This window comes from Enterobacter soli (genome assembly GCF_964208575.1).
Taxonomy (GTDB): Bacteria; Pseudomonadota; Gammaproteobacteria; order Enterobacterales; family Enterobacteriaceae; genus Enterobacter; species Enterobacter soli_A.
Map to the genome: position 1 here is coordinate 140249 of NZ_CAXOFU010000006.1, position 14201 is coordinate 154449.

Below are 14201 nucleotides of genomic sequence, written 5' to 3' on the forward strand. Positions count from 1 at the left end.
GTAAGAAAAAAACCAATATGCACACTGCCGTTAAAAACCACTCAATATCATCGCAGGGAAATATAAAGTGTCAGTTTGCGACGCGGGCGGCATTTTAAGACATATTCTCAGGGGATAACAGCGCCAGTTTCATCATGACGGCACCAGAGCGTGCAAGCCTCCGTGCGGAGTGGATGCATTCCTGAAAAAACGCCTGATTATTCATCGTTAGAATGGCCTTTGTAACAAAATAATACAAAGAAGGTGTTTATAAATCGTTTAAAGGGGATTTTAAAGGCAATTTAAAAGCCAGAATCAATTAGGAAAAATAGCAGGCTATCCATTCTCAGGAATTATCCTAATTTTAATCCGGGAATTATTCATATGAAGCAAGCCTCAAAATGCAGGGCCGTTTTCACGACCCCTGGGCTATTTCATTAATGGCGGCTGAGAATTCCGCGGCGATAAAGATTGCGTTTGATGCGCGAAAGACCCGGTTTCGGCTTGCGCGGCTCATCAAGGCTTGCGAGGACGATCTCCAGCACGCGCTCGGCAACATCGCGATGGCGCTGGGCGACGGCGAGAACCGGGCACTGAAGGAAATCGAGAAGTTCGTTATCCCCAAACGTGGCGATCGCCAGATCCGAAGGCAGCTTGCCGTCGCGGCGCAGGGTGACATCCATTACGCCCTGCAGCAGCGCGAAGGAAGTGGTAAACAACGCCTGCGGCATCGGGTGCGTTTCGAGCCACTTCTCGAACAGCTGCGCCGCCGCTTCGCGCTCGTAGCTATTGGCATACAGGTAGTGCACCTCGCGCGGATCGTCTTTCCACGCGGTGCGGAACCCTTGCTCGCGCAAGAAACTGACTGAAAGCTCCGGCAGCGCGCCCAGATAAAGTACCGTTTCGGCTGGGAAAGTTCTTAGCTCGGCCGCCAGCATTTCGGCGTCATCCTGATCGGCACCCACCACGCTTGTGAAGTGCTCGCGATCCAGCGCGCGGTCGAGCGCCACGATCGGGAACGGATCGTTCGCCCAACGCTGGTAGAAAGGATGTTCTGGCGGTAATGAGGTTGAAACGATGATGGCATCGACCTGACGCTGAAGCAGATGTTCGATACAGCGCATCTCGTTGTCGGGCTGATCTTCAGAGCAGGCAATCAGCAGCTGATAGCCGCGCTGGCGAGCCTGGCGTTCAAGGTAGTTGGCGATGCGGGTATAGCTGGTGTTTTCCAGATCGGGAATAACCAGGCCTATTGAGCGGGTGCGCCCGGCACGTAAACCGGCTGCGACAGCATTCGGATGGTAGTTGTGTTCACGAACTACCGCCATAACTTTTTCAACGGTCTTATCGCTGACACGGTACTGCTTTGCTTTACCGTTAATCACATAGCTCGCCGTAGTTCGTGACACGCCGGCGAGCCGGGCGATTTCATCCAGTTTCACAATTGCCCCTTAAAAAAAGAAAAGAGTCCATGGCCCTGTCAAGGTTATGGTTAAATCTTTTAACATCTAAACGCAGAATAGGCCTCGCGGCAACCGCTTTTATCTGCGTTATCGGTCGATTACGCAAAAAAAAGCCCGGCTTTGGTGACCGGGCAGAAAGAGGCGAACCTTTTTGACAGCTAGCGCATGATTTTCTCGCCGCGGGAAAGCCCGACGACGCCCGAGCGCGCTACCTCAACAATTTTTGCGACATCGCGAACCGATGCCAGGAAAGCATCCAGCTTATCGCTCGTTCCTGCAAGCTGCACGGTATATATAGAAGGCGTAACGTCAATAATCTGCCCGCGGAAGATATCGGTGTTGCGTTTGACCTCTTCACGGCCGTAGCCGCTGGCCTGGATTTTCACCAGCATCACCTCTCGCTCGACATACGCCCCCTGCCCCAGCTCGCTCACGCGCAGAACATCAACCAGCTTATGCAGCTGCTTTTCGATCTGCTCGAGCACCTTGGCATCACCCACGGTCTGGATCGTCATTCGCGAAAGCGTAGGATCGTCAGTTGGCGCCACGGTCAGGCTTTCGATGTTATAGCCACGCTGAGCAAACAGCCCGATGACGCGAGACAATGCGCCCGACTCGTTTTCCAGTAATACAGATAATATCCGGCGCATATCAGGTTCTCTCCGTTTTGCTTAACCACATTTCATCCATTCCGCCGCCGCGAATGTGCATCGGGTAAACGTGCTCTGCACCGTCTACGATGACATCGACAAAGACCAGGCGATTGTTTTTAACGTGCTCAAGCGCTTCGCCGAGTTTCGTTTCCAGCTCCGCCGGAGAACTGATGCGCATCCCGACATGCCCGTAGGCTTCGGCCAGACGGACAAAGTCCGGCAGCGAGGTCATATAGGACTGGGAATGGCGGCCGGAGTAGATCATGTCCTGCCACTGCTTCACCATGCCGAGATAGCCGTTGTTCAGGTTCAGCACCAGAACGGGCAGCTCGTATTGCAGCGCGGTGGAAAGTTCCTGGATGTTCATCTGGATACTGCCATCGCCGGTCACGCACACCACGGTTTCATTTGGCAGCGCCAGCTTCACGCCCAGCGCGGCGGGCAGGCCGAAACCCATGGTTCCTAAACCACCGGAGTTAATCCAGCGGCGCGGTTTGTCGAACGGATAATAGAGCGCGGCGAACATCTGGTGCTGGCCCACGTCGGAGCTGACGTACGCCTCGCCTTTGGTCAGACGCCAGATAGTCTCGATCACCGCCTGCGGTTTGATGTGCTCGCTCTGGGTATCGTAGCTGAGGCAGTGACGCCCCCGCCATTGCTCGATTTGCTGCCACCAGTCGCGGATATCGTCCAGCGGCTGCGACGTTGTCTCTTGCGTCAGCAGGTCAAGCATTTGCTCCAGCACCTGACGCGCATCGCCCACAATCGGCACATCGGCGGCAACGGTTTTGGAAATAGACGTCGGGTCGATATCGATGTGCAGCACCGTCGCGTTCGGACAGTACTTCGCCAGGTTGTTGGTCGTGCGATCGTCAAAGCGCACGCCGACGGCAAAAATCACGTCCGAGTTATGCATCGTCATGTTGGCTTCATAGGTGCCGTGCATACCCAACATGCCGAGCGCCTGACGATGGGTCGCCGGGAACGCCCCCAGCCCCATTAATGAAGAGGCGACAGGAAGATTTAATTTCTCAATAAGCGTGCGAAGCTGCCCTTCGCAGGCGGAGGCAATAGCACCGCCACCGACATACACAACCGGCTTTTTCGCCGCCAGCAGCGTCTGGAGGGCGCGCTTGATCTGGCCTTTATGTCCCTGAGTTGTGGGATTATAGGAACGCATACTGACCGAATCGGGCCAGACGTAAGGCAATTTATTCGCCGGATTCAGAATGTCTTTTGGCAGATCGACCACTACGGGGCCAGGGCGACCGCTCGATGCCAGCCAGAATGCTTTTTTCAGCACCCCGGGGATGTCTTCGGTTTGCTTCACCAGGAAGCTGTGTTTTACCACGGGACGGGAAATCCCCACCATGTCGCACTCCTGGAAGGCGTCATAGCCAATCAGCGAGGTCGCGACCTGTCCGGAGAGGATAACCAGCGGAATAGAGTCCATATAGGCGGTCGCAATACCGGTGATTGCGTTCGTCGCGCCCGGGCCGGAGGTCACCAGCACAACGCCCACTTCACCCGTTGCGCGAGCCAGCCCGTCAGCCATATGCACGGCTGCCTGTTCATGGCGAACCAGAACATGATCAATGCCGCCGACCGTGTGTAGCGCGTCATAGATATCAAGAACCGCGCCCCCCGGATAGCCGAATACCTGCTTTACGCCCTGATCGATAAGCGATCGGACGACCATTTCCGCGCCAGACAACATCTCCATGCTTTGCCTCCAGGCTTTTGTTATAGACAGATCGCCGAATTCATTTCCGCGCCGTCTTACGATCGGGCCGACCCAATCTTATTATTTGCAGAGTGTCACTTACCTTAACCGCTCGCTATGAGGCAGGCAATTGGCAAACCGGGTGATGCAGAGGGTGAGTAAAGCAGAATAAACACGCATGACGAGGTGAAGTGGTGGATTCGTCTGGAATAAGAGGATGCGTTGATAATTGATCGTTTAAAAAAGAGCGGAATCAGGAAATCATCTATTTTTGAGAGCGAAACGACACTCGAAAAAAATGCACGCAGAATAAAATGTCAGAACACGATAAAAAAGCGGGATAAACCGTATGTAAGATAACGATTCATCCCGACTGGATTATCGGCGACAAACGCTGATAAGTAATTCTTCCATCCACTGATGCCCTTTATCCCGGCCCGCCGCTTCGTGCCAGGAAAGATAGCAAGTGCGGCTATTCAGCTTCAATGGTAATGGCAGCACCTGAAGATCAAGTTGTTCAGCAAACTCTTCTGCTAACCAACGCGGTGCAATAGCCACCAGCTGCGTTTGAGAGATAATATTTAACACGCTTACCATTGCCATCCCCTGATAGGCAACACAGGCCTGCTTATCGGCGGTGTCGTACCATGGCTGGCTGAAGGATGCATATCTGTCGAGGGAAACAACAGCATGTTGCTCGTTATAAACATCGCTTTCACGCAGCGGCGAATTCATTCGCGGATGTTTTTTACTGGCAACTAACACCATTTCATCTTTAAAAAGCGGAACACAGGAGAATTCAGGACGACGGAATTCCTCATATCCCAGAACAAACTCAGTTTCCTGATAGCGAAGCTGATGCTCGGTGTTCTGATTTAAGGATGATTTAAATGCAAGATGAATATTAGGTGCAATTTCTTCAACTTTTTTGTAAATCACCGAGGTCAAATAATTATCCAGCGGACTGCATACGCAAAGATTAAAAACACGCTCACTGCTTAACGGTTCAAATCCGGAACCAGGCAGTTCATTTTGCACTAATTGCAGCGCCTGACGGATAGACCCAAACAACTGATACGCACGCGCCGTTGGCTGGATACCCCTGCCATAGCGAACAAATAATTCGTCGTTAAACATCACCTTAAGTCTGGACACTGCATTACTGACCGCAGGCTGAGACATACCGAGAGAGTGAGCTGCCCGAGTAATATTCTGTTCCTGCATCACCGCATCAAACACGGTTAACAGATTGAGATCTACTGTGCGTAACTGGGGTTTAACCCCATCATGAATTTGAGGTTGTTTAATATTATTTTTTGACATATTTAACTCGACTGTCACTCTAAACTCCCTTAACCAAGTGCTGCAAGAACATCGAAAAATATGATTTACCATGCATATAGAAGCAGCGAAAGAGAAATATATAAAATTCAGAATACATAAAGAACGCTTATCCGCAAATGAATGCGTTAAGCTTCATATCCTGATGAGGATAAATTCAGATCAAATGATACGTCTAACATTAGTGATGGAAATGAAACCATAAACCAAACAAATAAACAATCGCCTGTCTGGTTAATGATGACTTAAGTATTATTAAACTATTAACCCTGAACCACTCAAAATCATTAACATCTTATTTTCAAATACTAAAGACTTCGCGCGGGTTCATCATTCAGCATAGTTATAAATTAATGAATTCAAAAGCATTTAATTTAAAACGTTGTCAAACCAATTTATATGTTCAATTGATACCAGTTGTTTTTAGTTTATTCCACTCGTGAATACTCAGTCCAAAAAAAGATAATTAACCTGCTGGTGAAAGTAAAAACCAGCACAATAAGCTAAAGTTAAAAGAACGAGATCGCGACGAATTGATGGCCTTTTTCCGGAGCGGGGGTTGACATGAATCTTCGTATCAAGTACCACTAAAAGCATATCGCATTCATCTGGAGCACGATTCATGATTCGCACCATTCGTTTCACCAGCCTACTACTACTAAACGCATCCTCTGTGCGCGGTAGGCTGGCGGGCGAAATTCAGCGTTGAATCGTCACCAGTAAGACTAAGAACCCGCGCCACTGCGCGGGTTTTTTTATGCTCGTAGCAAGGCGCCCTAAGACTGACAAGGACCTAACCCATGAGCCAGCAAGTCATTATTTTCGATACCACCTTACGTGACGGTGAACAGGCATTACAGGCAAGCCTGAGTGTTAAAGAAAAACTCCAGATTGCTCTGGCCCTCGAGCGTATGGGCGTCGACGTGATGGAAGTGGGTTTCCCTGTCTCGTCCCCGGGCGATTTCGAATCCGTTCAGACCATCGCGCGCACCATCAAAAACAGCCGCGTCTGTGGCCTGGCGCGCTGCGTTGAGAAAGACATCGACGTTGCGGCAGAATCGCTGAAAGTAGCCGAAGCGTTCCGTATCCATACCTTTATCGCCACCTCCCCGATGCACATCGCAACCAAATTGCGCAGCACGCTGGACGAGGTTATCGAACGCGCGGTGTATATGGTTAAACGCGCCCGTAACTACACGGACGACGTTGAATTCTCCTGTGAGGACGCGGGCCGTACCCCAATCGACGATTTGGCGCGCGTGGTAGAAGCCGCCATCAACGCCGGTGCTACCACCATTAATATTCCGGACACCGTCGGCTATACCATGCCGTTCGAATTCTCCAACATCATTACCGGCCTGTACGACCGCGTGCCTAACATCGATAAAGCCATTATTTCCGTGCATACCCACGACGATTTAGGCCTGGCGGTCGGGAATGCCATCGCCGCGGTCCATGCGGGTGCGCGTCAGGTTGAAGGCGCAATGAACGGCATCGGCGAGCGTGCGGGTAACTGTTCGCTGGAAGAAGTGATCATGGCGATCAAGGTGCGTAAAGACATCATGAACGTCAACACGCGCATCAACCACAACGAAATCTGGCGCACCAGCCAGACCGTGAGCCAGATTTGCAACATGCCTATCCCGGCGAACAAAGCGATTGTCGGCACCGGCGCCTTCGCGCACTCCTCCGGTATTCACCAGGACGGCGTGCTGAAAAATCGTGAAAACTACGAAATCATGACCCCGGAATCTATCGGTCTGAACCAGGTGCAGCTGAACCTGACCTCCCGCTCAGGCCGCGCGGCGGTGAAACACCGCATGGAAGAGATGGGCTACAAAGACAGCGACTACAACATGGATCAGCTGTACGACGCGTTCCTGAAGCTGGCGGATAAAAAAGGCCAGGTATTCGACTACGACCTGGAAGCATTGGCCTTCATCAACAAGCAGCAGGAAGAGCCAGAGCACTTCCGTCTGGACTACTTCAGCGTACAGTCCGGCTCCAGCGATATCGCAACGGCGTCCGTGAAGCTGGTGTGTGGTGATGAAGTCAAAGCCGAAGCTGCGAACGGTAACGGCCCGGTTGACGCGATTTATCAGGCCATCAACCGCGTAACCGACTACGACGTTGAGCTGATCAAATACGATCTGACCGCCAAAGGTCAGGGTAAAAACGCGCTGGGTCAGGTTGATATCGTGGTCAATTACAACGGCCGCCGCTTCCACGGCGTGGGACTGGCGACGGATATCGTTGAGTCATCCGCCAAGGCGATGGTGCACGTCCTGAACAACATCTGGCGCGCCGCCGAAGTCGAAAAAGAATTGCAACGCAAAGCTCAGAATAAAGAGAACAATAAGGAAACCGTGTAATGTCGAAGAATTACCATATTGCCGTGTTGCCGGGTGATGGAATTGGCCCGGAAGTGATGGCACAGGCGCTGAAGGTACTGGAAGCCGTTCGTACCCGTTTTGCGATGAAGATTACCACCAGCCATTACGATGTCGGCGGAATTGCGATTGATAACCACGGCACCCCGCTGCCGAAGGCAACCGTTGAAGGCTGCGAGAATGCGGACGCGGTGCTGTTTGGCTCCGTGGGCGGCCCGAAATGGGAGCACCTGCCGCCAGCAGAGCAGCCTGAGCGCGGCGCATTGCTGCCGCTGCGTAAGCACTTCAAGCTGTTCAGCAACCTGCGCCCGGCGAAGCTGTATCAGGGCCTGGAAGATTTCTGCCCGCTGCGTGCCGATATCGCCGCTAACGGCTTCGATATTCTGTGCGTGCGTGAACTGACCGGCGGCATCTACTTTGGCCAGCCGAAAGGCCGCGAAGGCAGCGGTCAGCATGAGAAAGCTTTCGATACCGAGGTGTATCACCGCTTTGAAATCGAACGTATCGCCCATATCGCGTTTGAGTCCGCGCGCAAGCGTCGCCGCAAGGTGACCTCCATCGATAAAGCGAACGTGCTGCAATCCTCGATTTTATGGCGTGAAATCGTCAGCGAAATCGCGAAGGGGTATCCGGACGTTGAGCTGTCGCACATGTACATTGATAACGCGACAATGCAGCTGATCAAAGATCCGTCCCAGTTTGACGTTCTGCTGTGCTCCAACCTGTTTGGCGACATTTTGTCTGACGAGTGCGCCATGATCACCGGCTCAATGGGCATGTTGCCATCCGCCAGCCTGAATGAAGAAGGCTTTGGCCTGTACGAACCGGCTGGCGGCTCCGCGCCGGACATCGCAGGCAAAAATATTGCTAACCCGATCGCGCAGATCCTCTCTCTGGCGCTCCTGCTGCGCTACAGCCTGGATGCAGGCGAGGCAGCAACCGCGATCGAAAACGCCATTAACCGGGCGTTAGAAGAAGGCATCCGTACCGGTGATTTAGCACGCGGCACGGCGGCAGTCAGTACCGATGAAATGGGCGACATCATTGCCCGCTATGTCGCAGAAGGGGTGTAATCATGGCGAAGACGTTATACGAAAAGTTGTTTGATGCTCACGTGGTGTATGAAGCAGAAAACGAAACCCCGCTGCTGTACATCGACCGCCATCTGGTACACGAAGTGACCTCTCCGCAGGCGTTTGACGGCCTGCGTGCGCACAAGCGCCCGGTGCGTCAGCCGGGTAAGACCTTCGCGACGATGGATCACAACGTATCCACCCAGACTAAAGACATTAATGCTTCCGGCGAGATGGCGCGGATCCAGATGCAGGAGCTGATCAAGAACTGCAACGAGTTCGGCGTTGAGCTGTATGACCTGAACCACCCGTATCAGGGTATCGTCCACGTTATGGGCCCGGAGCAGGGCATCACCCTGCCGGGAATGACCATCGTATGCGGCGACTCCCACACCGCAACCCACGGCGCGTTCGGCGCGCTGGCGTTCGGTATCGGAACATCCGAAGTTGAACACGTTCTGGCAACGCAGACCCTGAAGCAGGGCCGCGCCAAAACCATGAAGATTGAAGTGAAGGGCAAAGCCGCGCCGGGCATCACTGCGAAAGACATCGTGCTGGCGATTATCGGCAAAACCGGCAGCGCGGGCGGCACGGGCCACGTGGTTGAGTTCTGCGGCGACGCTATCCGCGACCTGAGCATGGAAGGCCGTATGACTCTGTGCAATATGGCGATTGAAATGGGCGCCAAAGCGGGCCTGGTTGCACCAGACGAAACCACCTTCAACTATGTGAAAGGCCGTCTGCACGCGCCTAAAGATCAGCACTTTGCCGACGCCGTAGCCTACTGGAAAACCCTGAGCACCGATGAAGGCGCCGCTTTCGATACCGTCGTCACCCTGCAGGCTGAGGAGATTGCGCCGCAGGTAACCTGGGGCACCAACCCGGGCCAGGTGATTTCCGTTAACGACAGCATTCCCGATCCGGCCTCTTTCGCCGATCCGGTTGAACGCGCCAGCGCGGAAAAAGCGTTGGCCTATATGGGTCTGAAACCGGGCGTGCCGCTGACGGATGTCGCCATTGATAAAGTCTTTATCGGCTCCTGTACCAACTCGCGTATTGAAGATTTGCGCGCAGCCGCCGAGATTGCCAAAGGCCGCAAAGTGGCGCCAGGCGTGCAGGCGCTGGTCGTTCCCGGCTCAGGCCCGGTTAAAGCACAGGCAGAAGCGGAAGGTCTGGATAAGATCTTTATCGAAGCCGGTTTTGAGTGGCGCTTGCCCGGCTGCTCCATGTGTCTGGCGATGAACAACGATCGCCTGAACCCGGGTGAACGCTGTGCGTCCACCAGCAACCGTAACTTTGAAGGCCGTCAGGGCCGAGGTGGACGTACTCACCTGGTCAGCCCGGCAATGGCCGCCGCTGCGGCAGTTACCGGCCATTTCGCCGACATTCGCGGCATGAAATAAGGAGACAATCATGGCAGAGAAATTTACCCAACATACGGGCCTGGTTGTCCCCCTGGACGCGGCCAACGTCGATACCGACGCGATCATTCCCAAGCAGTTTTTGCAGAAAGTGACCCGCACCGGTTTTGGCGCGCACCTGTTTAACGACTGGCGTTTTCTGGATGACAAGGGGCAGGTTCCGAACCCGGAATTCGTTCTGAACTTCCCGGAATTTAAAGGCGCGTCGATTCTGCTGGCGCGTGAGAACTTTGGCTGTGGCTCGTCCCGCGAGCACGCGCCGTGGGCGCTGACGGACTACGGCTTTAAGGTGGTCATCGCTCCAAGCTTTGCGGATATTTTCTACGGCAACAGCTTTAACAACCAGCTGCTGCCCGTGACGCTCAGCGACGAGCAGGTTGATGAATTATTCAATCTGGTTCAGGCTAATCCGGGTATTTCATTTGAAGTCGATCTGGAAGCCGAAGTCGTTAAAGCAGGCGATAAAACCTACAGCTTTAGCATTGATGCTTTCCGCCGCCACTGCATGTTAAATGGCCTGGACAGCATTGGCTTAACGCTGCAGCACGAAGAGGCGATCTCCGCCTACGAGAAAAAACAGCCTGCGTTTATGGGCTAAATGAAAAGGCCCGTCCGCCACGGACGGGCCCTAAGCCCTTGATCTTCATCTCTGTTCTTCTTCCCCGTCACAAATCCGTATAGTCTGCGAACGCATCGCGACCCTCCGCTGGTTCACTCAGCAAAAATGCCAACCGCACAGCAGCGGCGAACACGGCGAACAGCGCCAGCGCCCACGGTTTAGGCGGTGGCTACTATTACTGATTCGTCAGACGTCCTTAACGCGGCACGTCAGCGCCAGCGTCACCAGTGAAATCGCGGCAATCATCCAGTACACCGCCCCGTGACCGTAGCTCTGGGACAGCGCGCCCTGAATCACCCCCGCCAGGATAACGCCCGTTGAGATACTGTTGGTGAACAGCGTCGTGGCCGACCCCGCCCGTCCCGGCATCAGATCCTGGAACCACAGCATCCCAATCCCCGCCACGATCCCGATAAACACTGCATTGAAAAGCTGCAGCGCCAGAAGCGCCTCGCGGGTATGGAAGAAAATGAGCCCCAGATAGAAAAGCACGCCCGCCGCCACCGCGACGATCATCATCGAGCGCTTCCCGAAACGCTTCACGTAATAGCCCGCGAGGATCATCGCCGGGATCTCCAGCCCTGCGGCGGTGCCCATCAAAATACCGGCAAGCTTATCCGGCAGCCCCAGCGTACTGCTGATCCACAGCGGCATATCGATGATGTACATGGTGTTGCAGGTCCACATCAGCGTGGAGGCGATAAACAGCATGCGAACGTTTTTGTCTTTCCAGCCGCTGACCTCCGTTAAGGGTTTATCCGTCGTTTGCTCGACGCGCGCCACCGACGGCAGCGCAAAGGCAATCAGGGCCAGGCTGATGACAAATATCCCGGCGGCAATGCTAAACATCACCGTAAAGCCGTAATTCAGCGCCAGCATAAAGGCCAGCGGCGGGCCAATAACCCACGCCAGGGACAGCTGGGCGCGCATCACCGAGCTGAACATCACCACTTCGCGGGCAGAGTTATCGGCGTATTCGCGGGCGAGGGCGAAAAGCTGCGGCATCGCGGTATTAGCGAGGGACGCCAGCAGCACGCCGCAGGTCAGTAAGGTCATGTAATGGCGATTAAAGGCGAACAGCAGGGCGTTGCCGATAGCCATCGCGCAGCAAAAGAGGATCAGCCTGCGGCGATCGCCCTGGCTGTCGGAACGCTTTGCCAGCCACAGGCTGACGAGGATCCCGGCGATGGCGTTGACGGTGTAAAACAGGCCGACCCAGAAAGGCTGTGCGCCCACTTCACGGCTCAGAAACAGGCTCAGCGTCGGCGCCTGAAGGGCTCCCGCAACGCCCATCATAAACGCCACCAGCATAAAAGCGGCGTACACGCCGTTCAGGCGTCGCCCCATCGTCATCAACCAGAGCATACGGAATCCTTGTAAAAGCCGTTCGAAATTGGGTGGAATACTAAACGAAAAAAGCCAGCAAAAAAATTTTGCTGGCCGGTGATTAGCACCAATACTCAGTCACACATGATCGAGGCGAGTCAGCGAGAAGAGGTCGGCTTCGTAACATCCCACTGCATCAGGTCTTCCAGCATTTTCAGCCTCTGCTCCGCAGACTGGCGGGCCAGCCAGGACTCTCCCTTTGTCGCTGAAAAATAGTTCCGATAAAACTGACGTGCGGTTGACCTCTTCATAATTTACCTCCTCGCTTCAACGAGAAGAATTATTGGCTTAATATAGGGATTAATAAATTGCTGATTTTTTGTCAGGAGTTCCCCTTTTATGCCGTCCGGTCGTCTGCAACAACAATTTATCCGTCTCTGGCAGTGCTGCGAAGGCCAGTCGCGGGAAACCACGCTGAACGAGCTGGCGGATCTGCTGAACTGCTCCCGCCGTCATATGCGCACCCTGCTCAACACCATGCAGCTGCAGGGCTGGCTGAGCTGGGAAGCGGAAGCCGGACGCGGCAAACGCTCGCGCCTGACCTTCCTCTATACCGGTCTTGCGCTCCAGCAGCAGCGGGCGGAGGATCTTCTCGAGCAGGATCGTATCGATCAGCTGGTGCAGCTGGTCGGCGACAAGGCTGCGGTGCGTCAGATGCTGGTATCGCATCTCGGCAGGAGCTTTCGCCAGGGGCGGCATATTTTGCGGGTCCTCTACTACCGTCCAATGAAAAATCTGTTGCCCGGCACGGCGTTACGCCGCTCGGAAACCCACATTGCGCGGCAAATCTTCAGCGGCCTGACGCGCATAAATGAGGAAAACGGGGAACTGGAAGCGGATATCGCCCACCACTGGCAGCAAATTTCGCCGCTGCACTGGCGTTTCTTTTTACGTCCCGGCATCCATTTTCACCACGGCCGCGAGCTGGAGATGAGCGACGTCATCGCCACGCTGGAGCGCGCCCGCAGGCTGCCGCTGTATTCCCACATCGTCCACGTCCACTCCCCCACGGCGTGGACGCTGGATATTGAGCTGTCGCAGCCGGACAAGTGGCTGCCGTGGCTGTTAGGCTATGTTCCGTCGATGATCTTGCCCGCCGAATGGCGGTCTCTGAACAATTTTGCCAGCCTGCCCATCGGCACCGGGCCCTATTCGGTTTCCCGCAACAACAGCAACCAGCTGAAAATCCGCGCCTTTGATGACTATTTTGGCTATCGGGCGCTCATCGACGAAGTGAACGTCTGGGTGCTGCCTGATATCAACGAAGAGCTGAGCGTCGGGCTGACGCTGGAAGGCCCCACCCGGGGCGAAAAGGCGGTTGAGAGCCGCCTCGAAGAGGGGTGCTACTATCTGCTGTTTGATAGCCGTACCCATCGTGGGGCAAATCAGGACGTCCGCCAGTGGGTGAGCCACATCCTCGCGCCAGCCAACCTGATTTACCACGCCGAGGAGCAGTATCAAACCTACTGGTTCCCGGCCTGGGGGCTGCTGCCCCGCTGGCACCACGCCCATCCCACGCACGGCGAGAAACCCGCCGGGCTGGAGTCCATCACCCTCACCTACTATCGCGAACATGTCGAACACCGGATTATCGCCAGGATCATGTCCAGGCTGCTGGCCGCAGAAGGGGTCAGGCTGGAGATTCAGGAAGTGGACTACGACGAATGGCATCGCGGCGAGGTGGTGAGCGACATCTGGCTGAACAGCGCGAACTTCACCCTGCCGCTCGATTTTTCGCTGTTTTCCCATCTGTATGAGGTGCCGCTGATCCAGAACTGCATCGACCGGGACTGGCAGCAGGACGCCGCGCAATGGCGCGCGGGGGAGATGAATCTGGCCGTCTGGTGCCAGCAGCTGCTGGCCGAGCAGGCGATTGTACCGCTGATCCACCACTGGCTGATGATTCAGGGTCAGCGCAGCATGCGCGGCCTGCGCATGAACACCCTGGGCTGGTTTGATTTTAAATCCGCCTGGTTTGCGCCGCCGGAGCCATAACGCTTTCGTAATATTCACCAAATCATTACAATACTGCCGTTCTCAACGGGGTGCTGCATCACTGATGTGCGCTGAGATAATACCCGTCGAACCTGATCCGGATAACGCCGGCGAAGGGATTTGAGGCTGTCGCTCAAAATCCTTTGCCACTCAACTTT

Annotated in this window: 12 protein-coding genes and 1 riboswitch; of the genes, 6 read left to right on the forward strand and 6 right to left on the reverse strand. The window is 54.6% G+C overall.

Going from position 1 to position 14201, the window contains the following annotated elements:
- Positions 1–416: 416 nt before the first annotated feature.
- The 4 genes from cra to leuO all read right to left on the reverse strand — a co-directional run bounded on the left by cra (position 417) and on the right by leuO (position 5141).
- A complete protein-coding gene (cra, locus tag AB6V08_RS08235; protein ID WP_014068891.1) occupies positions 417–1421 on the reverse strand; it encodes a catabolite repressor/activator in 1005 nt (334 codons plus the stop codon).
- A gap of 179 nt (positions 1422–1600) precedes the next feature.
- Positions 1601–2092 (reverse strand): acetolactate synthase small subunit, encoded by a 492-nt coding sequence (gene ilvN / locus AB6V08_RS08240; RefSeq protein WP_368542219.1) that lies wholly within the window; start codon positions 2090–2092, stop codon positions 1601–1603.
- Position 2093: 1 nt separating this feature from the next.
- Complete coding sequence (gene ilvI / locus AB6V08_RS08245) at positions 2094–3818, reverse strand: acetolactate synthase 3 large subunit (protein WP_368542220.1); 1725 nt, start codon at positions 3816–3818, stop codon at positions 2094–2096.
- Between the two features lie 378 nt (positions 3819–4196).
- The gene (gene leuO, locus AB6V08_RS08250; protein ID WP_368542305.1) at positions 4197–5141 is read right to left on the reverse strand and encodes a transcriptional regulator LeuO; all 945 of its coding nucleotides are present in this window, start codon (positions 5139–5141) and stop codon (positions 4197–4199) included.
- Positions 5142–5781: 640 nt separating this feature from the next.
- Here leuO and leuL point away from each other — a divergent pair.
- The 5 genes from leuL to leuD all read left to right on the forward strand — a co-directional run bounded on the left by leuL (position 5782) and on the right by leuD (position 10641).
- Entirely contained in the window at positions 5782–5868 is an 87-nt protein-coding gene (leuL, locus tag AB6V08_RS08255) for a leu operon leader peptide (RefSeq protein ID WP_368542306.1), read from the forward strand.
- 91 nt (positions 5869–5959) lie between these two features.
- The gene (leuA, locus tag AB6V08_RS08260; protein ID WP_368542221.1) at positions 5960–7531 is read left to right on the forward strand and encodes a 2-isopropylmalate synthase; all 1572 of its coding nucleotides are present in this window, start codon (positions 5960–5962) and stop codon (positions 7529–7531) included.
- Positions 7531–8622, forward strand: a complete 1092-nt coding sequence (gene leuB / locus AB6V08_RS08265) for a 3-isopropylmalate dehydrogenase (protein WP_368542222.1) — start codon at positions 7531–7533, stop codon at positions 8620–8622. Before leuA ends, leuB begins: the two co-directional genes overlap by 1 nt.
- Positions 8623–8624: 2 nt before the next feature.
- Positions 8625–10025 carry a 3-isopropylmalate dehydratase large subunit gene (gene leuC / locus AB6V08_RS08270; protein WP_368542223.1) on the forward strand — a complete coding sequence of 467 codons (1401 nt, stop codon included), beginning with the start codon at positions 8625–8627 and terminating at the stop codon, positions 10023–10025.
- 10 nt (positions 10026–10035) lie between these two features.
- A complete protein-coding gene (leuD, locus tag AB6V08_RS08275; protein WP_368542224.1) occupies positions 10036–10641 on the forward strand; it encodes a 3-isopropylmalate dehydratase small subunit in 606 nt (201 codons plus the stop codon).
- A 207-nt stretch (positions 10642–10848) separates the two neighbouring features.
- On the opposite strand, the gene AB6V08_RS08280 is transcribed toward leuD, so the two are convergent.
- A complete protein-coding gene (locus AB6V08_RS08280) occupies positions 10849–12027 on the reverse strand; it encodes a sugar efflux transporter (protein WP_368542225.1) in 1179 nt (392 codons plus the stop codon).
- A gap of 119 nt (positions 12028–12146) precedes the next feature.
- Positions 12147–12299 (reverse strand): glucose uptake inhibitor SgrT, encoded by a 153-nt coding sequence (sgrT, locus tag AB6V08_RS08285; RefSeq protein ID WP_368542226.1) that lies wholly within the window; start codon positions 12297–12299, stop codon positions 12147–12149.
- 88 nt (positions 12300–12387) lie between these two features.
- Here sgrT and sgrR point away from each other — a divergent pair, with 88 nt between their 5' ends.
- Positions 12388–14043, forward strand: a complete 1656-nt coding sequence (gene sgrR / locus AB6V08_RS08290) for an HTH-type transcriptional regulator SgrR (RefSeq protein ID WP_368542227.1) — start codon at positions 12388–12390, stop codon at positions 14041–14043.
- 36 nt (positions 14044–14079) lie between these two features.
- A riboswitch (TPP riboswitch) is annotated at positions 14080–14180 on the forward strand.
- Positions 14181–14201: the final 21 nt, after the last annotated feature.